Source organism: Commensalibacter intestini A911, assembly GCF_000231445.1.
Classification (GTDB): Bacteria; Pseudomonadota; Alphaproteobacteria; order Acetobacterales; family Acetobacteraceae; genus Commensalibacter; species Commensalibacter intestini.
Map to the genome: position 1 here is coordinate 196,813 of NZ_AGFR01000003.1, position 22,287 is coordinate 219,099.

Here is a 22,287-nt window from a genome sequence, read left to right on the forward strand (position 1 = left end):
ATGTTATTTTGGTTGTTAACCTTTGTGGTCACTTTTCTGCATATTATGATGGTTTTATTCTTGGCGCCTTGGGTCATGGGATTCCAAAAATGGTTGGAAGCCAAAATTCAAGGTGTTCCAGCCGTCCCCTTTTGGTTTTATTGGGGAGAGATATATTCTGTAAATATTAAACGTTTATCGAGTTTTTTAACCAGCACTTATTCTTATACATCCTTATTGCCCTTTATTGCCTTAGGGGCAGCAATTATCGCAGCATTATTAGTTCCTACCTTTACTACTGGAATGATGATAGCGTCTCTTTCTGATTTTTTACTGGTTATTGCTCTGTTAATGATGGTTCCTGTATCATTTTTCTTAATCGCGTTACGATATCCATCTTTAAAAAGCCTTAAGTTGCTACAAACCACTTTAGTTGATTCCCTTTTATTTTTGCCTGTTTTATTTTTTATTTTAACGATTATTCGTTTTATTACAGGTGGCACTTCTTTGGATGGGGTGGTGATATTCTTTCATCAAGTTGGCGAGTTACCTTTGATGGCTTATTGTCCATTGCTAGTCGCAGCTTTTTCTTTGTTATTTGTTGTTTGGGATATTCCCAACTTTTCACAAAGAGAAGGAATGGATGGATTTGGTGGGGCAGATAGAGGTTTATTGCTTTATATTAATGATGTGCAATTTTTGGTTTGGTTATCGTTAATTGCGATCTTGATGTGGCCACAAAGTTTAGCCATTTTACAGCCTGGGAATGATCATATTACGGTTTGGTTACGTGCGGTTCCTTTTGGTTTTTTGGCGTGGGTCACAAAGATTTTTACTGAGTGTTTGCTCTTGGCAATGATGCGTAGTTTACTATTATTTTCAAATGGAATTTATCGTGTTGGAATTGCTGTTGTTTTAAGCTTCTTGGCGATTATTCTTTATTTTGCTGGTTTAAGTGGAGCATAATCATGTGGTTGTCTCTCTTTGTTAGCATTTTATTACTTGCAACGATTGGTGGGATTTCTCATCCATCTGCACAAAGTTTTTGTCATGCGATTTTAACAGTTATCTGTATTATAACGGGGATGGATAATGCACTTGATCCTGAAATTGCAGTGGCGAGTATTGCATTGTCTTTTGCATCAGGAATGTTTTTAAGTGTTTTATTAAGGCATCAATCTTTTTCTCGTTCTTTTAAAGAGCTATTCTCAGGCTTGTTCTTTATTATTTTAATGGTTGCATTGATTGTTTATATCTTACCGCCCTCTTTACCGAGGTTAGAATACGGCATTGTTTTATCTATTATTTTAATTGGTATGGTTTATAGCGTGCTTGGAAAAACAATTGGCGGGCAAATTATGGGGATTACGTGTGCATTAAATGCATTAACTTTGATCGTTGGGTTGAATGGTCAAGGCATGGCTTTTATTGCATTATTGGCGTTTTATAGCGTTTTCTTAATCATGTCCTATATTATTGTTTCTAGATTAGGGCGGTTTTAATTGTGGCTACGTTAAATGATTTAGCAAAATTATTATATTGGGGCTGTGTAATTTGGCCATTAGTTGGCATGATTGGTATTTTTGCGTGCCAAGGTCAGGCTGCGAGAGCGCGATGTCACTTTGTCGTTTCAATTATTTTAATTGTTATTGCAGCTTGCTCGGCTTGTTTAGCGGATGATTTCTTTGTTTCAGTCGTGTGGAGCAGCGATGGATTTACGCGCTTTTTACGACTGACGATTGCTATAGGGGCAGGCCTATCAACCCTTTTACTTACTTTTTGGGCCCCGAGAAATTTATTCTTTGTCAAAGAAGATAAACGATTATTGTGGAATTTATTACTATTCCATTTCTTAGTGGCGATATCGATGCTGGCTGTGGCAGCGAATAATTTATTTATAGCGTTGTTATTTATTGTTATCTTGGCGGCATTGCTGATGTTGGGATGTATTTTAAATCAAGGAGAAAGCGGTATTAAAGCAGGGTGGAGTTACTTTCGCTTTGTTTTATTATTTGCGGTTCTGGCATTGGTTGCTGCCTTTTTATTGGCCTCCGTACCTGTAGATAATGCACCGTTTTTGGCACAATTTAGCAGTATTTTGCTGAGCGTTTCTATTGTATTCATTGCAGGTTTATTTCCAATGTCTATTTTCTTTTTAGGAATAACCTTAGAGCTTCCCTTAACCTTGCGAGGAATAGGATCTTTTATTATTTCTGTGCCTACAATCGCGACGTTTTTACGTTTATATCAAATTCCAAATTATCAACCCTCTGAAAATCTCTTAATTATTTTAGCAATTACAAGTGTTATTTTTGTTATTTTAAATGAACAAAATCGTCAACGTTCGTCATTATGCCTTTGTTCAATTCTATTAATATCCATGACTATTTTAGGAGGCGTTTTTGCTAACCATATTGAAGGGATTTATAGTGCTTGTTTATTTATAATGGCATTGGTTGTGTTTGCTCCTTTGGGATATATGATGAGCCAAAATCAAAAAGAAGACCAAGGTTCTTGTGAAGGATGGGTCATGTTGGCATTATCAGGGCTACCTCCGATGGGGATTTTCTGGGCTTGTTCCGTCTTGTTTGCTTATTTAATGCAAATCATGCCGATTGTTGGGGGAATAGTTCTGGCTTTACTGTTAATTAGAGGGTATGTGCTATTTCAAAAAGGCAGAACAATTTTCTTTACACAGGATGTGTCTAAGCAAGAGATTAAATTGATATTTAGCATTATTGCGATGCAAACAGTTTTATTTCCTTTGTTTATGTCTAGCTGGGTTTATCAAATTGCGTCTGAATTTGTGAAAAGATATGGTGGGGCATGATGGAATCTGAAATACCTCTTATTACCCATACCAAAGCAGCAGATTTAATTAAAAAGCATAAAAGAGAAACGAAATTCTTTTTCAGAGTAGAGGAAGAGGAGTGGAGAGAAATCGTTTCAAAGTTGCCTCATGATCGTTTGGTATTTCTAGCGATGTGGTGTAGTGGCGAGGACATTAACGTTCTTTTCTTAGAAAATGGTTTTCGTCCTTTAGGGGTAAAAGTTACTTTTTCAGTGGATCGTTACTTTGCGCTTTCTCAGGCTAGACCTGCGGCAATTATTTATGAACGGATGATTTGGGAATTATGCGGTAAAGAGGCAATGTATGCGATAGATCTTCGTCCTTGGATCGATCGTGGTTTGTGGAAGCATTCATGGCCATTATCTGAAAATAAAGCCCCTGTAAGTTGGCCTCCTGAAAAATATGAATATGAGATGCCCGCTGATATTGTGCAAAAAGGAGGAGAGTTCGCAACGATTGATCCTTCTTCTTGCCAAGGAGTATCCCCTTCATTATGGCGTTTTGCGATGATGGGGGAAACCATTTTAAAAGCGGAATCTCTTTATGGTTATACGCATCGCAGTGTGCTTTCTAATCTATTAAATAAAAATGTATTAGAGGTTTTGCCGTTAATTAGTCGGATTAATGCGGTAGATAGTACGGCTCATCAGATCGCATTTTCTCATGCGATTGAAGATATGGCGCAATTTGTTCCAAGCGTGCATGTGCTACGTAAGCGGGTTATTTTATCAGAGCTTTCTAAAGTATTGGCGCATTTATTATATTTATCTCAGTTATTTAGAGAGTTAGGAATTGGGATTATTGCGTCTCGATGTGAAATCGCCAGAGAACTCTTAATGCGTTGGAGTGCGCATTATTATGGCCATCGTTGGCTGATGGATTGCGTGTTTCCTGGTGCAGTTCGCTCTATAGAAGAAATGGGCGAGGGAACAGCAGATTATTTGCCTAAGAAAGTAAAATATTTATGTTCTGAAGCGTATAGGCTAATGCATAGTTTTCCTGGATTAAGTGATACATTGCAAGGGGTAGGTGTGTTAAGCATAGAGCAAGCCATTCAATTTAATATTGGTGGGATTATTGGGCGAGCTTCTGGTCGAGATATTGATATTCGTCGGTATATGCCTGAATATCGCTTAGAATGGCTTTCTCCGCGTAATTTTACAAGCGGAGATGTTTATGCACGAATGCAATTACGTTTTCAAGAAATTGAAAATGCTTTTCAAATTATTGAAACAATTTTGCAAGATGTAAGGAATGAAGATTCTCAAGAAGATCAAAAAATCATTATTGAAACGCTTTCTGGCGAAGGGATAGGCGTTTGTGAAGGCGTTCAAGGTGATTTATGGTATTACGTAAAAGTTCAAGCTGGCATTATTAAAGATATTTTTATTCGGGATCCAGCTGCTAATCAGGCTTATGTTTTGCAAGATATATTGCAAGGAGAGCTATTTGAAAATCAATCATTGATTAGAAGTTCATTTGGAATTCTATCAACAGGCGTTGATTTATAAAAGGATAAGAAATGGCTGTTATACGTGCGTTGTTTGATTCTGTTTTTGGAAGAGTGAAACCCTTAGATCAAAAAACAGGCCATACTGATCAAATTTTACATTTATTTCCTGTGCCTTGTGGGGATTGTAGTGGATGTATTTTGGAAATAACGGCATTACGAGGGGCGGCCTTTGATATTTCAGCAAGTGGTTTGGCTTTTGTAGATCATCCAGCAATTGCAAATATCTTATTGATAACAGGTGTTTTAACACGCTCAATGCTTCCGTATTTAGAAAAAAACTGGGAACTAATGCCAGAGCCAAAAGCGATCGTGACCGTTGGTGCTTGTGCGATTGATAAAGGTGTTTTTGAAGAGAATTATACTGTTTTAAAGGAGACTACTGGGGGGGAAGATTGTGTTTTACAAATCGAAGGCTGCCCCCCGTCACCTCAACAAATTATGGAGGGGTTATTGGAGTTGTTGGGACTTCGTTCTCAATAGTCTCAGTCTGGTCTTCCTCATCACTCTCCTCCGTCTCCTTATGAAGCGCCTCAGCATCCGCCCTCAACAAACGAAAGCTTCGATAGCTTAGAGGAATAGTGCATAAATAGAGTAATCCACTAAATGCTAATGTTCCCCAAGGATCAGCAACGAGTACCGTTGCGTAAATCGCTGTTCCCAAAAGAAGTGGTAAGACGTAAGTTGTGGGGATTTTGAAATTTTTAAACGACCAAATTGGAATGGTTGAAACCAGAAGAAAAGAAGTTGTTACTAACATGACTAATGTTAAGATTTGTGAGTGAGCAATTTCTATTAGGAAATCCCATTGTAACTTTTGAGCTTCTAGTCCTAAGAAAATAGGGAAAAGAACGATTCCTGCCCCGGCAGGTGCAGGAACGCCTGTAAAGAAGTTGCTTGCATATTTTGGTTTATCTTCATCCTCTAGGGAAGCATTAAATCGTGCTAATCTTAGAGACATACAAACCGTAAACATTGCGCATGGAACAAAAGCATAGCCACCGCTATCTTTTAATGTCCACATATAAAGAATAAAGCTAGGCGTAATCCCAAAAGATAAGAAGTCTGCTAAACTATCTAATTCAGCACCAAAACGGCTGGTACCTCGCAGTAAACGGGCAATACGTCCATCTAAACCATCGAAACAAGCGGCAACTAATACGGCAATAGCTGCTTCTGCAAAGTCACCATGGATCGCACTACGAATACCAATCAGCCCTGCACATAATCCCAATAAGGTTAAAAGGTTAGGAATAATGCGATTAAAAGAAATACCTTTAACTCTGGGGCGTATTTTTTGTCGTAACAAACTCTTACGTCGTGATCGCAAAGATAAAGGTTTGGATGGCTTAGAGTTTTGAGACAATGGTTTCCCCACCAATCATAGTTTGCCCAACTTGTACGTTTGGCTGACAGCCTTCAGGTAAGTATAAGTCGACACGAGATCCGAAACGAATTAATCCATAAAGATCACCAGCTTCATATTGTTTTTCAACAACAGCATCACAAACGATACGTCTTGCAATTAGTCCAGCGATTTGAACGACGATTAATTTTTGACCATTAGGTAATGTCATACAAATTGCATTACGTTCATTATGTTCAGAAGCTTTATCTAAAGAAGCATTAAAGAATTTTCCTGGGATATAAACGCGACTGGTTACGGTTCCTTTTGTAGGAATACGTTGTAAGTGCACATTTAACACAGATAAGAATATAGAAACGCGCCATACGGGTTTTTCATCCATTCCAAGATTTGCAGGAGGCATAATGCACTCAATTGAGGAAACGGTTCCATCTGCGGGAGAAATGATAAGATTGTCGTCTGTAGGAATAACGCGTTTAGGGTTTCGGAAAAAATACCAACAAAAACCAGCGAATAATAAACTAAGTTTACCAATAAAGCGTGTAATACGCCAAGGGGTCATTCGTGCCAAAACAGTTACAACTGTAGAAATAATTAAAAAAGGGTGGCTGGCAGGATGAGGTTTGCAAAGACTGGATTGAATAGATTTTAAAATAGACATGTAAATGTAACCTTTGGACGTAATATTCTTATGAGTCGGAATCTCTGAGGTTCAAACTGGTTTTTGATAATTTCTTTCGTAGTATATAGTTTTTTTTCAAAGGCGCTACTGTAATCGGCGCATAAAGATTCTTTTCAATTTCTATTAAATGATAACCTCCCCCAAAAGGAACGAAGAATAACCCTATAAATTCTAGAATTCTATTCGTACGTAAAGAGGCAATATTCATTATTCTGGGTGGAAAATATAACACTTTTTCATAATGGCTGATTCGAAACATTTGTTGTTTTAGAACAATATTTAACTTTTGAATAAAAAAAGTGTTTCTGTAGCGTAGAGAAATATTCTCAATCACAGACCACCATCCTAATTTATTAGGAAGGAGTAAAATAATTTTGCCATCATCACTTAATGTTTTCCAGCATGAGCGTAGGAATAAATCAAACTGTTCTTTTGTGATCGTTTTATCATGAATATATAAAATACGATCAATACTACAATCTTGGAAAGGAAAGGAAACTATTGAAAAACAACATATTTGTGGATTGTAACCGGTTAGATATTTTAAATAGTTATTTTCGGTTATATTGAATATACCATGAATATGATCATGAGGGTACCATATATTTCGTGGAATTAAAGGGAGTGTTTGACCAGTGCTAAGAAAAGACAAACCATATAAATCAGGCCATATTTGTGCTAATTTATGTTGGAGATAGGTTGTAATCCCTTGTTTTTTTTCATGTTTATGAATAAGAATAGAATTAATATCGTAGACCATTGCAACCTTTTCTTGAAACTTGTTTCTTAATTTAAAAAAGGATTGTGATGAAATCAAGGAGAAAGTATGTCTATTATCATTGAACCTATTCCATGCTTTGAAACAAACTATGTCTGGTTAATATATGATGAAGTATATAAAAACGCAGTCGTTGTTGATCCAGGAGATGCTAAATCTGTATTACAAGTCTTAGAAGAGAAACAACTTTCTTTGAAAACGATACTGATTACTCATTTTCATAATGATCATATCGGAGGAATTGGAGAATTAAAAAGCACTTTTCAGTGTGAAGTAGTTGCTCCAGAAAAAGAGGCTGCACATATTCCGGATGTGGATAGATTTCTTCATGAAGGGGATTATGTTTCTTTAGGAAATATTGGTAAAGCACAAGTGTTAGAAACTCCTGGGCATACATTAGGTTCTATCTGTTATTATCTTTCTGATTTAAAGGTCGTTTTTACAGGGGATACTTTATTTAGTTTAGGGTGTGGCCGTTTATTTGAAGGCTCTCCTGCGATGATGTATCACAGCTTAAATCGTCTTGCGACTTTACCAGATGAAACAATGGTATATTGTGCGCATGAATATACGTTGGATAATGGGCGTTTTGCGACTTCTGTTTTACCAAATTATCAACCTTTAAAAAATAGATTAGAGCAAGTTAAACAATTGCGACAAAATCATTTGCCAACATTACCAGTTTCTTTGGGAGAAGAGAAAAAAACAAATCCTTTTTTATTGGCAAAGAATGTAACTGAATTTACAGATTATCGAAAAGCAAAAGATCATTTTGCGTAAGTTTGCATAAGTGTTTTCAGTGTGCCATACAAGTTTTCTTGTAAGGGGAGAGTTCCTAAATAAAAGTCTCCTTCACGAATTAAGAGAGTAAAATTGAGTTGAGAAGGAAGAGGGGTTTTTATTAACTCCTCTTTTAGTTTTTGACAGCAAGTTGATGGAATGAGTTCTTGGTAAATTGTTTGATTTACACCGTTCAAATGTACAGTTAACTCTCCAGTTGGGATAATTTGGGGGTAGGGAATATATAGTTTTCCTGAAACATTTGCTGATAGATTATTGGCTGAAAAATTAGCTTTTTGAATTAATAACTTATATAAATTATTTGATGTGTTTCGAGGATTGTTTTTTTGTATTAGTGCTGCTTGGAATTTAATATGTTTGAGCTGTTGAGGAGGGAGTGCAACTAAGTTAATCATTACTTTATGAATATTAATTTTTGAGAAGGCAAGACTATTATTCGTTTGTTCTAAATTATTATTCCAATATAAATTTGCTGTTATTTTTGTTAATTGTAGAGACTGAAGCGTCCCTGAGGATTTAGTGTTGTTGGTATAAAATGTCTCATCGCATTGTAATGCAAAAGATTTATTTATACGATTGTCTATTAAAGGTAAGTAAATTTGCCATGGTTTTCCATGAATTTGAAGGCACGTAGTCGAGTTTTTATCATTACAAAAAAGCTGGTCACCGTCAATTTGAATAACAATACTTAGAGGGTGCCATAAAGAATATGTAATTTTCGCCTCTTTTGCTTGCCAGAAAAATTGTATTGTCGTATCTAAATTATTCTTTTGTAATATCGGGTATATTATAGTGAGATATGGCCATACTTCCCATGATGAATGAGATATAGACTGGAATTTTAAAGAGATATTTTGTTTTTGTAAAAAAGATTGTTGTCTTTCTAAAAACATAGAAATTTTTTGTTGTAAAAAATGATTAATAGAACAATACGCTATGGTTAAACTCAAAGCAGAAATTAATAAAAAAAAGAAACTTTTATGTGTTTTCTTTTTGTGGGTAAATAAATATCTGGAACGTTTAAACATAGTATATCCAAGTATCTTTATATAAAATTTAGAGTTGATGTTTAAAACATCCACAAGATAGATTCGTTAAAAATCAAGAAAAAAAATAAATATTTTTTTGTTTGACTGTTGCAAAAACATAGGAAAGTCAACTTGTGTAGAGAATCTATTAAAACTGCCAACGAATCTAGTTATAAAGTTTTTTTTAAAAAAGCCCACCAAGTTATCCACAGGGTTGTGAACTACGATTCCACCTTCCTCCAACTGCGCTCTATGGCAGCTAAAGTTTCTTTGCGGTTGCTGGTATCGACAATCGGGGGATGAATAGTGATGTGGATGGTTCCTGGATATTTGAAAAAAGAATTTCTTGGCCAACAATATCCAGAGTCGATACTAACAGGCACAATTTTTAAATTAAGTTGATTGGCAATGGCCACGGTTCCTGCATGTAATTTTACTTTTTCACCAACAGCTGTGCGAGTACCTTCTGGGAAAATGATAATTTGTCTGAAATCATCAATGGCTTTTTGGCAATCTTGAATTAAGCTCTTAAGTGCTTTAACACCACCTTGTCGATCTAAAGGGATCATCCCTGCCAATAATAACATTGGACCAACCAAAGGAATACGCGTTAATTCACGCTTCATAATATATGCAGGGCGTTCCAATAAGTTCATCCATACGAACGTATCAAAGGCTGATTGGTGCTGTGATGCGATTAAGAAAGAATGTTCTTGTGGTAAATTTTCTTTGCCAATAACTTGGGTTGAGATTTTACAAATTTTTTCTAACCCTTTTAAAGAAAGTCGTGTCCATAATTGCGCATAAGATAGTGCATGTTTTTTCGCGATAAACCGAATACCCAAAGCAGCGATTCCCATGATAAAGGTCAGTGAAAAAAAATAGATTGCAAAAGAAACAGAGCGTATGAAAGTCATAAGAAATCAGCTTTTATTTATGGAATGTTTTTAAGTAAGTCTTCTTTAGGGCGGGTTGTATGAATTAATCCCGTATAAGCCGCAATAAATTTATTATATTCAAGAAATAACAACCTTATAGAATGTAGGTGTGATAAAGTTTCTTGTTTATCACTACGAGAGACATACGGGTAAATATCAACATTATCAAGCAAAGATTGTATTTCTACAATGGCACGGCGAATATGATAGCTAGAGGTGACAACAATCAGTGAGTCTAGGTGGTGATAATGCACCCATGCGGCAGTTTCAACAGCGTTTCCCATGGTAGAGGTTGCATTATGCCCCAATGTAATATGATTTCGATTTGATTGAGTCAGTTTAATAGATGAGACTCTTTCAATATCTTGTAAGGTTGTTGTTGGTTGGACTCCAGAAATCAAAAGGTATTTCCCATGATTGGATTGTAACAATTGAATAGCGGTATCAATTCGTTTTGCTCCTCCAGTCAAGACAACGATTCCTTGGGCTGTAGGGGTAGGTGGATAGTAGGTTAATGTATCGATGACGAATAGAACGAAACCACCACTCCATGCGAGGAAAGTGGTTAACATTCCCCATAATAGTAAAATCCATTTTGATTTGGAGCGTGGTTTATCCATATTTTACGTTAAATTCCGTAACCAAACATAAACGATTCCAGTGGTTGTAATCCATCCGATAAAATAGTTGCATATTGGTAGAAAAATAAAAAGAACAAAAAGTTGAAATGGGGTAGTAATTAAAAAGTAAAACCAACTGGCGTTGGACAAGGATTGCCAATTTGGATCGCTACTAAATGGCAAACAAAGATAGGTTAAAAATAATAACAATGGGATTGAAAAAAAACTTCCTATCGCTCCACCAATGCAAGCAAGGTAAGCACTTCTTTTGGCAAATCGGAATGCAATGTAAAAATCTGATGCACCAAGATTATGAAGAATTTCGATGGTTTGTCGACATTGCATTAACCCAGTTCTCGTTGCTAGTGCAATGACTGCTGCTGCAACAGAAATCACAATGGCTAATGCAAGAAAAGCGCTAGTTTGTAGACTGTTTGCTAAGGTGTTTAATCGTTGATTCCAAAAATTACTTTGTTCAATAGAAATATCAGGAACAATTTGCCTAAGGGATTTTTGCATAGTTTCTGATAAAGGAGGATTGTTTTTTAAGTGCAACTCTATAACTGCGGGAATAGGCAGTGCAAATGCTTGAACACTTTCATGTAACCAAGGAGCTAGCAATTCATCGATTTCTTTATCTGTCATTTGATGAAAAGAATCTAACTCTTTAGAAGTGGATAATAGGGCTGTAACGAGTTGTATCTTCGTTTGATTAGCAAGTGTTGAAGCTATTTTATCATTAGAGGGAGATGGATCATTCGGCATCGGAATTTGCAAAATAACCGTAGAGGCAGCTCCAGCACTCCAACGTTGAGCAAGCTGTTGACTGGCATAAGCACCAGCAATGGATAAGGCTGCAAGAAAAGTCATTGCTGCAACAAGAGGTATGAGGAATTCTCCAGGTAAAGCTCGATGCAGTTTTAGACCATCAGATGTTTTATATTTAAACAGCATTATTTACCCATAATCGTCCATTTTCCAATTTCAAGCGTGTAGCAGGGAATTGGCGAATTAATGCGTCATTGTGTGTTGCCATAATGATTGTGCATCCCAGATCGTTTAAATCATAAAAGAGATCCATTAGCCGTTTAACTTGGTAATCATCTAATGCGTTAGTAGGTTCATCAGCAAGAAGTAAATCTGGTCTATGAATCACAGCACGAGCAATCGCAACACGTTGTTGTTCACCGCCTGATAATGTTTTTGGATAAGTATATTGTTTATGCTCTAATCCAATCCAATCCAAAATACGTGCTGTCCAGCGTTGAACTGTTGTTTCATCAGCATTTTGTAAACGTAGAGGTAAAGCGATATTATCAAAAACAGTTAAATTAGGTATCAGTCTAAAATCTTGATAGACAATACCAATACGTTGTTTTAAACGACAAATAGTAGATCTGCGTGCATGATTGGTGGGAGTATCTAGAATAGTTACTAGTCCTGTATTAGATTTTTTTTCTAGATGTAACAGACGTAATAGAGTAGATTTTCCAACACCAGATGGGCCTGTTAACCAGCAAAATCCACCTTGAGGAATATGTAAATCTACATTATCCAAAAGGGTAACATCATTTTTATAGTTTAAACTTACACCATCGAGTTGAATCATTCGTTACGCTTCACGTCTTTCCTGTATTGAATATAAATTTAGTAAAAGAGTAACTTATTTTTTTAAAGTCGTCTTCCTAAAAAAGCAGTAATGGTTGCGCAAAGTGCGGTTAAAGCGATTAGCAATAGCCCATCAAAAATTAGAGAGGATGCAGAGATTGTGTGGCCAGCAACAGTTAGAGAGGTTGGAATAAGATCTGTTCCACGTCCCACCATGTCACGTATTTGTGGATCAGAGGCATCTACCATGCCAACGGCAGAATGTGCCAAACTGGGCAAAATTTTCCAAATAATTCCAATTATTAATAAAAGAGGAGCGAAGATTTCAGCAACTTGTTGGATAAAGAAAAAAGCAAAGTGACACACCGCCCAAACGATTGTCAGAATCATTTTAAACAAAGGATTTTCTTGAAAACTGTTTCTGTTTGTATGGTGCTCTTGTTGAACCGAGGTTGTTAGTCGTTCGTTAGTGCGTGTAGTATCTGTTGGTATATTCACGAAATAATCCTCAAATAGGGAATGAATTTAGGACTGATTATCATTCTGTTCGGAGTAATATGCAAGATCATAAAAAGCAATAATTTTTATATTTTTGTTTTGATAATATCAATTTTGTTTATTTAATGAGAAAGATAAGGTTTATATCTTAATCGTTTTTTAAGAGATTGTTTAATGTAAGCGTTAAATTATCATTTGATAAAAAACTATATTCATATAAAAATATTGTAACTTATAAGAACGTTCTTAAAGAAATGCGAGGAATAACAAGCATGGGTGCGTTACCAGCTGTTTTAATTGTGGATGATGATCCTCTGGTTTTGCATGCGTTAAAGCAGATTTTGGAAGGGCAGTTTTCTGTAAAAATTACGGAATCTCCGCATTGTGCTTTGGACATGATCAAAAGAGGAGTGCATTTTTCAGCAATTTTATATAATTACTGTATGCCTTCGATGTATGGAAATGTTTTTTTTGCTCGTGTTAGGAATATTACCGTTGCAACACGTATTTTATTAGCCTCTAAAGATCGCACAGATTTTTTGATTTCTGCTCTTAATCAAGGAGGGATATCTTTTTTTATTTCAAAGCCCTTTGATCCATTTACAGTTAAAGAAATTGTACAGCGCGCAGTATTACGTTCTGAATATCGTCGGCAGCTTAGGCATGAGCAACTTTTGTTGCAAGGATTATTAGATCACTTACCTTATGGGTTGGCCTTTAAAGATGAGCAAGGTAAATTTACCAGAATGAATGAGTTGGCGGCAACACGTAGAGGGTTAACCGTTCAGGAATGTTTGGGAAAAACCGAAGAAGAGATTGAGCCTTCTTTTAAACCAGAAGAGTTAATAGCTTTTAAGCAGAGGCTTCAAAAAGAAGAACGTTTTGTTGCTACTTTAGAAGTTCCTGCACACGCCTCTCATGAAGAGGCACAATGGTTTGTGATTACGAGATTATTGCTGGGAAGAGCAAAAGGAGAAGTCGCTCGTCCTTCTGTTATTATGGAGTTGGATATTACTGAACAGAAAAATCTTGAAGCAAAGTTGCAGCAAGCTGAAAAGCTACAAGCTTTAGGAACGATGGCAGGTAGTATTGCACATGATTTTAATAATCTTTTAACGACAATAATGGGGTCGTTGGAGTTGTCAGAGCAAATGTTAGCTGTAGAGCATCTGGCAGATAAACAAGTGACCTCTATAAAAAGATTACTTGTCAACGCGTTAGCCGCGGCTCAGAAAGGGTCGGTTTTAACAGAAAGATTATTAAGTTTTAGTCGCCGAAAGAAGCTTGCGTTGCAAGAGGTTGATGTGGTGAAGCAACTGCAAGAAAATTATGAATTATTGTCTCAAACGCTATCTATGCGACATGCTTCTCGTTCAAAAGGTATTAAAGGTGCAGGTATCAAAGAAAGTATTTATTTAGATGTAAAATATCAGATTTCTACAGGTGCTTTCGTAAAAACAGATCCTTCACAGCTAGAGTTGGCAGTTATGAATTTATGTATTAACTCGTCTGATGCTATGCCACATGGCGGAAAAATTATGGTGATTGTTCATAAAGAAACTGTCTCAGAGGGATCTAATCATAATAGCCAGCTTTCCTTTGGGGAATATGTTGTGGTAACCGTTAAAGACGAAGGTGAAGGAATGTCTGCAGAAACGATTGCTCATATTTTTGAACCTTTTTTTACAACCAAAGAAGTTGGTTGGGGAACTGGTTTAGGGTTAGCAATGGTTTATGGTTTTGCCCAGCAATCTGGTGGTGATATTATGGTTAAGAGTCAACTTGGTGTTGGGACAGCAATTAGTATTTATTTACCTATTTTAAATCAAAAAAATAACGCATTATATCAAGATATATAGCTACTGAAAAAGTGACTGTATATATAATATTATTGTGTTGATTTTGTAGATTTTTTATCCAAAATGATACAGGTTAATATTTTGAATTGGATTAAGATAAAGATGATTTCCGTTGCGGTTACGCTTTCTCTTCAGAATTACAAGGGTTAGAATTATGAATGAAGAAAAAGATAAAAGCAAAAAATTAATTTTAGTGGTTGAAGATGACTCTGTTTTGCGTCCATTGTTGGTGGAGTTGCTTAATGAAATGGAGTATAATGTTCTCGTGGCAGAAGATGGGCAGCAAGCATTATCTTTGCTGCAAGACTTGAATGATAAGCAAAATAATATAGATTTATTACTGACGGATATTGGGCTTCCAGGTATGAATGGAAATGATCTGGCTAAAACAGCCCGAGAAATGTGGCCCAATCTGTCAATATTATTCATTACAGGTTATTCTCATGGTGTTGGTAAATTACCAATAGATGATAATATTAAACTGATTACAAAGCCTTTTTCTCTGGGCGTTTTGACGAAGAGAGTTGAAGAGCTCGTCGCCAGATAATAAAAAGGTAAGTCAGACTATTTTTAATAAAAAGGCTATTTAATATACATGCAAAATCATATTTCATCTCCACATGATCCCGTTCAATGGCATGGGACAACTATTTTATGCGTGCGTCGAGATGGTCAAGTAACCATTGCTGGTGATGGCCAAGTCACATTAGGACATACTGTTGTCAAAGGAAATGCAAAGAAAGTCAGAAGAATAGGCGCTGGTGGTAATATTCTTGCTGGATTTGCTGGTGCAACGGCTGATGCATTTACGTTGCTAGAAAGATTAGAAAAAAAATTGGAGCGTTACCCCAATCAATTAGAGCGTGCTTGTGTAGAGTTGGCTCAAGATTGGCGTACAGATCGTTATTTGCGCAGATTAGAAGCAATGTTGTTGGTCGCCGATCACACACATTCTTATACATTAACAGGAAATGGGGATGTATTAGAACCAGAAGATGGCGTCGTAGCCATTGGTTCAGGTGGAAATTATGCGTTAGCTGCTGCTCGTGCTTTGTTGGGAGTGGATGGGTTAACTTCCGAAGAAATAGCACGTCGTGCAATGAAAATTGCTGGTGATATTTGTATTTATACGAATTCCTCCCTTACCGTAGAGACATTGTCAGCTAAAGGTTAATGATTATGAGTGATATTATTCCTACTTATTCCCCAAAAGAAATCGTAGCGGAATTAGACCGCTATATTGTTGGTCAAGATGATGCGAAACGTGCTGTTTCTATTGCTTTACGTAATCGTTGGAGACGTGCGAAGCTAGCTGATGGTATTCGTGAAGAAGTGGTTCCTAAGAACATTCTTATGATAGGCCCAACGGGTTGCGGTAAAACAGAAATAGCTCGTCGCTTGGCTCGCTTATCACAAGCACCATTTTTGAAAGTGGAAGCAACTAAATTTACAGAAGTTGGCTATGTGGGGCGTGATGTTGAAAGTATTATCAGAGATCTAGTTGAGGCTTCTTTGGTGATGTTGCGTGATATTAAACGTCGTGATGTCAAAGAAAAAGCAAAAGATGAAGCTAATCAACGTTTAGTTGTCGCATTAGTTGGTGAGAGTGCTTCTGCGGAAACAAAGAATAAATTCTTACAAATGTTGTTAAGCGGAGAGCTTGAAGACAAAGAAATCGAAATTAGCCTTGCGGATGTTTCTGCGCCTGTTAATCAATTTGATATTCCTGGTATACCTTCTGCTCAGGTCATTAACTTTACGGATATGATGAAAGGGTTAATGAATAAATCAGAAAAAACACGTCGTTTAACGGTTGCTAAGGCAAGAGAAGCGTTAATCAAAGAAGAATCTGATAAGTTATTGGATAATGATGCTTTAGTACAAGAGGCTATTAATCGTACCCAAAACCATGGTATCGTTTTCTTAGATGAAATAGATAAAGTTTGTGCACGCTCTTCTGAAGGCGGTAGTGGACGTGGTGGTGCGGATGTGTCTCGTGAAGGGGTGCAACGTGATTTATTACCTTTGATTGAAGGCACTACGGTTTCTACAAAATATGGATTAGTAAAAACGGATCATATCTTGTTTATTGCATCTGGTGCATTTCATATTGCGAAACCTTCTGATTTATTACCAGAGCTACAAGGGCGTTTGCCTATTCGTGTTGAGTTATCTGCGCTGACATGTGAAGATATGCGTCGTATTTTAACAGAGCCAGAACATTCTTTGTTAAAACAATATATTGCATTAATGGCGACCGAAGGGGTGACTTTAACCTTCACGGAAGCTGCAATTGATGCAATTGCACAATTAGCAACGGATATCAATGAACGTGTTGAAAATATTGGTGCTAGACGTTTGGCAACTGTGATGGAAAAATTGCTAGAAGAAGTCTCATTTACGGCTTCTGAACGATCTGGTGATTCAATTGAAATTACCCCTCAAGATGTTGAGGAACGTGTTGCGTCATTGGCAAATAAGAGTGATTTGAGTCGCTTTATCCTTTAATTTATAGTGACCTTACCGATTTTATAAGATTGATAGAGTAAAATGACTGATCCTTTTATAATACCAGAAGAAGAAAGTGCGTCTGAAGCGATTGAGGCAATTCGTGATGAATTAGAATTGTTTGATGACTGGATGCAACGTTATCGTTACCTGATTGATTTGGGGGAGAAGCTACCTGACTTTCCTCAAGAATGGCAAAATGATCATTTTCGAGTTATGGGATGTCAAAGCCAAGTTTGGCTTAATTTCCGTGAAAAAGATGGCACTATATTTTTCGCAGGAAGCTCTGATGCTGCGATTGTAAAAGGGTTGGTTGCCTTATTATTGCGTATTTATTCAGGACGTAACTTTCCTGAAATTTTGGCAGTTGATCCTATTTTTATTACGGATCTTGGGTTGGCAGGTGCTTTATCTGCTAATCGCAGTAACGGGGTGGCATCAATGGTTCAAGCGATACAAAAAATAGCGCAAAGTTATTTATAAATTAATGAATAAATGACAAAACAATCTGTATAAGCGCGGAATTGTGATTTTCCTTTATTTTAAGACGAGCGTAAAATAAAGGAAATCAAATTTCTTCTATGTAAAGAAAAAATATAGAGAGGCTATACATGAAACGGACTGTAGGCGACTTCCTACTTGATAGATTATCCCAAATTGGTGTTAAAGATATCCTTGGTGTTCCTGGAGATTATAATCTTCAACTTCTGATTCAAGCAGAAAGAAGAAAAGATATTAGATTTGTTGGCACACGTAATGAGCTTAATGGTGGTTACGCTGCAGATGGGTATTCCAGAGTCAATGGAATATCAGCATTATTAACAACCTATGGTGTTGGCGATCTTAGTGCAATTAATGCAATCGCGGGTGCTTATGCTGAATATGTTCCTATTGTTTGTATCACGGGTGCGCCTCCATTAAATAGTATGTATAGACGTCGCTTTTTGCATCATACAACTGCAGAAGGTAACTTCGAAGACGTGATGAACTGCTATCGTCCATTTACAGTGGCTCAAGCACGTATTGCCCCACAAAATGCAGTTGAAGAAATAGACCGTGTATTACGTGCATGTGTTCGTAAGAAACGCCCTGTTTATTTGCAAATACCTTCTGATATTACCTTTTTTGAGATCGATGTTTGTAATGAAAAGCTATCATTATGTCAGCAAACTAGTGATGCTCGGCAGTTAGGTGCAGTATTAGAACGTATTGAGGAAAAGTTAGCAAAAGCAAAAAATCCTTCTGCATTGTTGGGTATGGCATTAGATCGTTTTGGATTGAGTGATTCAACACAGGCTATGATTGAGAATTTTAATATTCCATTTGCAACATTATCTGCCGCACAATGTGTATTAGATGGCGATCATCCTCAGTGGATTGGTGGATATAGTGGACGTTCATCTTCTGATCAGGTAAAGGCAGCGATTGAAGAATCTGATTGTTTATTTGGATTAAATGTTAAATTTACAGATAGTAATTCAAGCTATTTTACTCAAAAAATTCCAGAAGATATGATTGATATTCGTCCTTTTAGGACGATTATTGGTCATGAAGTCTTTGAAGGTGTTTCAGCAGTTGAATTGTTAGAGGCGTTGTCCAAAATAACACCTCCGAAGAAATATCAAAATATTCCAGCAAAAATTGCTAAAACCGAGAATAATTGGGTTTCTAAGGGAAGTGAAAAGCTTATTCAAGATCGTTTTTGGAAGCGTGTTGAGAAATTTATTAAGCCAAATGATGTGGTGGTTACTGAAGCAGGAACTTCTATGCGTGGAGTAAAAATTCTGGATATGCCATCTGGAATTACGATTATCAGTCAGCCTTTATGGTTATCTATTGGATATTCGTTACCAGCACTTTTTGGATCTTCTTTGGCGCAGCCTAATCGTCGTCAAGTAATCTTTATCGGGGATGGTTCATTTCAGTTAACAGCTCAAGAGGTTTCTTCATTTTTTGAGCATGATTTAAAACCTATTATTTTCCTGATTAATAATAGAGGATATACCATTGAGCGCGCGATTATGGGCTTTCATTCAGCTTATAATGATATTCCAAATTGGAATTATAAACAGTTATTTGAAGCATTTAGTGATGGAAAGCCGTTCTTTGCGCGTCAGGTTGTGACAGAAGATGATTTTGAAAGTGTTCTACAAGACGCAGAAAAGGCATCTGATCAATTATGCTTAATTGAAGTGATGTTTGATCCATTGGATATTCCAAAAGCGGTTCAATCTTCTGCGAATATGGTGGCGTCTTTTAATTATGGTCCAAGAGGGTTAAAAGAGTTAGATAAAAATGTAGATGATTAATTCATCTCATGATGAGTAAAAGAAAAGCCAGATAAATACTAGTATTTATCTGGCTTTTTATTGTTGATTTAATCAGAAGAAAAGATTAGTTATTTCTCGTCGGCTTGATTAGTTTGAGGCACTTCAATATCAATTTCTAACGTAGAAAAATCATTACCTCTATCAACTTTGACTTGGATTTTTTCTTGGTCAATAGAAATATGTTTTTGAATAACTTCCATAATTTCTTTTTGCAGTTTTTGTAATAAATCTGAATTTCCAGCCATAGAAGAGCGTTCATGAGCAAGGAGGATTTGTAAGCGATCTTTAGCAACTGGGGCACTATTTTTTTTAGCAAAGAAATTTGAAAAAAAGCTCATGATCCGCTCCTTCCAAGCAACCAGTCAAAGAAACCTTTTTTATCAGTAGGAATTGTAACTTCAATTTTTTCGCCTTGTAGGCGTTTAACAGCTTCTGTATAGGCGCGTGCAGCAGCAGAATTTGGGGATGATAAAGTGATTGGGGATCCTAAGTTAGATGCTTTTAATACATCTTCACTTTCGGGAATAATTCCGATGAGGGGAATAGAAAGAATGTCAAGGATATCATCTGTATTGAGCATATCACCACGATTGGCACGGTTGGCAGCATAACGGGTAATTAAAAGATGTTTTACGATTTTTTCACCTTTTAGAGCCTTTTCAGTGGTGCTGTCTAAAATACCGATAATACGATCACTATCACGAACGGAAGAAACTTCTGGGTTTGTGATGATGATGGCTTCATCAGCAAAATGCATTGCCATTTTAGCGCCGCGTTCAATACCAGCAGGACTGTCACAGATAATCCAATCGAATTTTTCTTTTAATTCTGTGATGATTTTTCCTACGCCTGCTTCGGTTAAGGCGTCTTTGTCACGAGTTTGGGATGCTGCAAGAATATAAAGTGTTTCAACACGTTTATCTTTAATTAATGCTTGAGATAAAGACGCTTCGCCTTGAATGACATTTACAAAGTCAAATACAACGCGTCGTTCAGCACCCATAACCAGATCAAGATTTCTGAGACCAACGTCGAAATCGATCACAACAACGCGTTGCCCTGTTTGTGCTAAGGCAGCACCAATTGCAGCTGTTGATGTTGTTTTACCAACCCCACCTTTTCCGGAGGTAACAACAATTACCTTTGCCATATTATTTCCCTTAAATTCTTACAGTTTAGAAACTTATTATTTTATATAGACCTATTAATACTAGAGATTAATATAAAATATAGATATTATTTGATTTTTGATAAAGGTGCTACAGTCATGACATCATTATCTAAATATACTTGTGCGGCTTTCATGCTTAAGCCATGTTCAATTTCTTCTGCAGTCATATAATAACCATCGATTGCCATGAGTTCTGCTTCTAATTGATAAGCAAATATTCTAGCTTTTGGTTGCCCACTAATACCTGCGATGGCTCTGCCTCGTAATGCACCGTAAACATGAATAGATCCTCCAGCAACAATTTCTGTACCAGAAGCAACAGAGTTTGTGACGATTACATCTCCTTCTGGAAATAAAATACTTTGTCCAGATCTGATTTGTTCATCAACAATAAGGCAAGGTGTTGGTGTGTTAGGTGCAGGAGGATTGTTTGGCATATCTAAATTATCGATATTTTTTCCATTGCCAAAAATAAATGTTTTGGGCCAACTTTGTACAGCTTTCCATGTTGAAGACCCACCTTCAACAGAGATGATTTGGATATTTCTTTTACTTAAAGCAATATGTAAATCTTCTAATCCTTCTTCTTCTCCAGAAAGAAGTTCAAGGTTAAGAATGACAGGTTTACCTAAGAAAAAAAATGAAGAGCGTTCAAGTTGTTTATCTAGGCTGGCAATCCAGTCAGATAAAGGGGTCTCAGGTGTCAGTACTAAGGATAAGAAAGAACGACCTCGGATACGGATTTGAGGAAGGGATGGGGAAGTGTCTGGCACGAATAATAATTCCTATTATACAAGCAGAAAAAACGATGTAATCAATCTATAATGTTTTATTATGGATGAAAATTAGAAATTAATGTTTATATTCATTTTACAATTTTTGTCACTTAAATATCTATTTTTTTTGTAAATTATAAAAAATAGTGACTTTTATAACATTTTTGTGTTGTAAATCTTATTCTTATTAATATTTCTATAGATTGGTAAGAATAACAATGATAATGATATTAATTTTAAGAGTAAAATGCTAAGTGTTGTTCATTTGTGATATTTTTAGAAACAATGGCTAAATTATATGCGTATATTATATCATCTACCTCTTTGTCCTTTTAGTCGCAAAATTCGCCTGATTATGGCTGAAAAACGCTTGTCATTTGAATTGATGACAGAGACGGTATGGAAAAGAAGACCAGAATTTTTTGAAATTAATCCTGCGGGCATGGTTCCCGTTCTTGTAGAAGAGACAGGATTAACTATTCCAGACTCTTATGCCATTTGTGAGTATTTGGAAGAAGCATATCCTGATACGTCTTTGATGGGGCGCACACTTGCTGAGCGAGTAGAAGTTCGTCGGTTAACAGCATGGTTTGATGATAAATTTAATCGTGAAGTAACGAATAATTTGCTCTATGAAAAAACATTTAAACGTTTTTTTGGAAATAATAATCCAAATGCACAGGCATTAAGAGAAGGGTATGAGAACATCAAAACACATCTGAATTATATTGCAGAGTTAACGGAAAATAGGGTTTGGTTGGCTGGTAGTAATTTATCTATGGCTGATTTTGCAGCAGCGGCACATTTGTCTTCGTTGGATTTTATTGGTGACGTGAACTGGGATAAAAATCCCATTGTTAAAGACTGGTATGCTCGTATTAAATCCCGTCCAAGTTTTCGTGCATTATTAAACGATCGTGTTAGTGGTGTTGTTCCTCCTAAACATTATGCAGATTTAGATTTTTAGCCTATATGGGATCAAGG

General features: G+C 36.5%; 25 protein-coding genes. 13 read left to right on the forward strand and 12 right to left on the reverse strand.

What is annotated here, in order from left to right; translation table 11 throughout:
- Genes CIN_RS01250 through CIN_RS01270 form a run of 5 tightly spaced genes read left to right on the forward strand, consistent with a single transcriptional unit; the run spans position 1 to position 4,823 of the window.
- Positions 1-945: a hypothetical protein gene (locus CIN_RS01250; protein ID WP_040363661.1), complete on the forward strand. Its 945-nt coding sequence runs from the start codon at positions 1-3 to the stop codon at positions 943-945.
- 2 nt (positions 946-947) lie between these two features.
- Positions 948-1,481, forward strand: a complete 534-nt coding sequence (locus CIN_RS01255) for a hypothetical protein (protein ID WP_008853236.1) — start codon at positions 948-950, stop codon at positions 1,479-1,481.
- Positions 1,482-1,483: 2 nt separating this feature from the next.
- On the forward strand, positions 1,484-2,809 hold the full coding sequence (locus CIN_RS01260; protein WP_008853237.1) for a hypothetical protein: 1,326 nt from the start codon (positions 1,484-1,486) through the stop codon (positions 2,807-2,809).
- Positions 2,806-4,341, forward strand: coding sequence for an NADH-quinone oxidoreductase subunit D-related protein (locus CIN_RS01265; RefSeq protein ID WP_040363662.1), 1,536 nt, complete (start codon positions 2,806-2,808; stop codon positions 4,339-4,341). Before CIN_RS01260 ends, CIN_RS01265 begins: the two co-directional genes overlap by 4 nt.
- A gap of 11 nt (positions 4,342-4,352) precedes the next feature.
- A complete protein-coding gene (locus tag CIN_RS01270; protein WP_008853239.1) occupies positions 4,353-4,823 on the forward strand; it encodes an NADH-quinone oxidoreductase subunit B family protein in 471 nt (156 codons plus the stop codon).
- On the opposite strand, the gene CIN_RS01275 is transcribed toward CIN_RS01270, so the two are convergent.
- The 3 genes from CIN_RS01275 to CIN_RS01285 are packed head-to-tail and all read right to left on the reverse strand — an operon-like array spanning position 4,780 to position 7,148.
- Entirely contained in the window at positions 4,780-5,718 is a 939-nt protein-coding gene (locus tag CIN_RS01275; RefSeq protein WP_083813333.1) for a CDP-alcohol phosphatidyltransferase family protein, read from the reverse strand. The genes CIN_RS01270 and CIN_RS01275 overlap by 44 nt on opposite strands.
- On the reverse strand, positions 5,690-6,367 hold the full coding sequence (locus CIN_RS01280; RefSeq protein ID WP_008853241.1) for a phosphatidylserine decarboxylase: 678 nt from the start codon (positions 6,365-6,367) through the stop codon (positions 5,690-5,692). The genes CIN_RS01275 and CIN_RS01280 overlap by 29 nt, the downstream gene beginning before the upstream one ends.
- Positions 6,368-6,395: 28 nt before the next feature.
- Positions 6,396-7,148, reverse strand: a complete 753-nt coding sequence (locus tag CIN_RS01285; protein WP_008853242.1) for a hypothetical protein — start codon at positions 7,146-7,148, stop codon at positions 6,396-6,398.
- Positions 7,149-7,214: 66 nt separating this feature from the next.
- Between CIN_RS01285 and gloB the strand changes: the two genes are divergently transcribed.
- On the forward strand, positions 7,215-7,946 hold the full coding sequence (gene gloB, locus CIN_RS01290; protein WP_008853243.1) for a hydroxyacylglutathione hydrolase: 732 nt from the start codon (positions 7,215-7,217) through the stop codon (positions 7,944-7,946).
- Here gloB and CIN_RS01295 read toward each other — a convergent pair.
- The 6 genes from CIN_RS01295 to CIN_RS01320 all read right to left on the reverse strand — a co-directional run bounded on the left by CIN_RS01295 (position 7,934) and on the right by CIN_RS01320 (position 12,659).
- Positions 7,934-9,049, reverse strand: a complete 1,116-nt coding sequence (locus CIN_RS01295; RefSeq protein ID WP_008853244.1) for a hypothetical protein — start codon at positions 9,047-9,049, stop codon at positions 7,934-7,936. The two genes, gloB and CIN_RS01295, sit on opposite strands and share 13 nt — an antisense overlap.
- A gap of 167 nt (positions 9,050-9,216) precedes the next feature.
- Positions 9,217-9,912, reverse strand: a complete 696-nt coding sequence (locus CIN_RS01300) for a lysophospholipid acyltransferase family protein (protein WP_040363664.1) — start codon at positions 9,910-9,912, stop codon at positions 9,217-9,219.
- 17 nt (positions 9,913-9,929) lie between these two features.
- Positions 9,930-10,553 (reverse strand): YdcF family protein, encoded by a 624-nt coding sequence (locus tag CIN_RS01305; RefSeq protein WP_008853246.1) that lies wholly within the window; start codon positions 10,551-10,553, stop codon positions 9,930-9,932.
- 3 nt (positions 10,554-10,556) lie between these two features.
- Positions 10,557-11,507: a cell division protein FtsX gene (locus CIN_RS01310; RefSeq protein WP_050798301.1), complete on the reverse strand. Its 951-nt coding sequence runs from the start codon at positions 11,505-11,507 to the stop codon at positions 10,557-10,559.
- Positions 11,497-12,162, reverse strand: a complete 666-nt coding sequence (locus CIN_RS01315; protein WP_008853248.1) for a cell division ATP-binding protein FtsE — start codon at positions 12,160-12,162, stop codon at positions 11,497-11,499. Before CIN_RS01315 ends, CIN_RS01310 begins: the two co-directional genes overlap by 11 nt.
- A 62-nt stretch (positions 12,163-12,224) precedes the next feature.
- On the reverse strand, positions 12,225-12,659 hold the full coding sequence (locus CIN_RS01320; RefSeq protein WP_050798302.1) for a hypothetical protein: 435 nt from the start codon (positions 12,657-12,659) through the stop codon (positions 12,225-12,227).
- A 272-nt stretch (positions 12,660-12,931) separates the two neighbouring features.
- Here CIN_RS01320 and CIN_RS01325 point away from each other — a divergent pair, with 272 nt between their 5' ends.
- The 6 genes from CIN_RS01325 to CIN_RS01350 all read left to right on the forward strand — a co-directional run bounded on the left by CIN_RS01325 (position 12,932) and on the right by CIN_RS01350 (position 19,335).
- A complete protein-coding gene (locus CIN_RS01325) occupies positions 12,932-14,518 on the forward strand; it encodes an ATP-binding response regulator (RefSeq protein ID WP_008853250.1) in 1,587 nt (528 codons plus the stop codon).
- A gap of 154 nt (positions 14,519-14,672) precedes the next feature.
- Entirely contained in the window at positions 14,673-15,065 is a 393-nt protein-coding gene (locus CIN_RS01330) for a response regulator (RefSeq protein ID WP_008853251.1), read from the forward strand.
- A gap of 48 nt (positions 15,066-15,113) precedes the next feature.
- On the forward strand, positions 15,114-15,692 hold the full coding sequence (hslV, locus tag CIN_RS01335; protein WP_008853252.1) for an ATP-dependent protease subunit HslV: 579 nt from the start codon (positions 15,114-15,116) through the stop codon (positions 15,690-15,692).
- Positions 15,692-17,026, forward strand: coding sequence for an ATP-dependent protease ATPase subunit HslU (gene hslU / locus CIN_RS01340; protein WP_008853253.1), 1,335 nt, complete (start codon positions 15,692-15,694; stop codon positions 17,024-17,026). Before hslV ends, hslU begins: the two co-directional genes overlap by 1 nt.
- Positions 17,027-17,068: 42 nt before the next feature.
- On the forward strand, positions 17,069-17,509 hold the full coding sequence (locus tag CIN_RS01345; protein WP_008853254.1) for a SufE family protein: 441 nt from the start codon (positions 17,069-17,071) through the stop codon (positions 17,507-17,509).
- 128 nt (positions 17,510-17,637) lie between these two features.
- Positions 17,638-19,335 carry an alpha-keto acid decarboxylase family protein gene (locus CIN_RS01350; protein ID WP_008853255.1) on the forward strand — a complete coding sequence of 566 codons (1,698 nt, stop codon included), beginning with the start codon at positions 17,638-17,640 and terminating at the stop codon, positions 19,333-19,335.
- A gap of 89 nt (positions 19,336-19,424) precedes the next feature.
- Here CIN_RS01350 and minE read toward each other — a convergent pair whose 3' ends face one another.
- The 3 genes from minE to minC form a co-directional block, all read right to left on the reverse strand.
- Complete coding sequence (minE, locus tag CIN_RS01355; protein WP_008853256.1) at positions 19,425-19,694, reverse strand: cell division topological specificity factor MinE; 270 nt, start codon at positions 19,692-19,694, stop codon at positions 19,425-19,427.
- A complete protein-coding gene (gene minD, locus CIN_RS01360; protein ID WP_008853257.1) occupies positions 19,691-20,506 on the reverse strand; it encodes a septum site-determining protein MinD in 816 nt (271 codons plus the stop codon). Before minD ends, minE begins: the two co-directional genes overlap by 4 nt.
- Positions 20,507-20,592: 86 nt before the next feature.
- The gene (gene minC / locus CIN_RS01365) at positions 20,593-21,300 is read right to left on the reverse strand and encodes a septum site-determining protein MinC (protein ID WP_008853258.1); all 708 of its coding nucleotides are present in this window, start codon (positions 21,298-21,300) and stop codon (positions 20,593-20,595) included.
- A gap of 301 nt (positions 21,301-21,601) precedes the next feature.
- Between minC and fzlA the strand changes: the two genes are divergently transcribed.
- Positions 21,602-22,270, forward strand: coding sequence for an FtsZ-binding protein FzlA (fzlA, locus tag CIN_RS01370; protein WP_040363666.1), 669 nt, complete (start codon positions 21,602-21,604; stop codon positions 22,268-22,270).
- Positions 22,271-22,287: the final 17 nt, after the last annotated feature.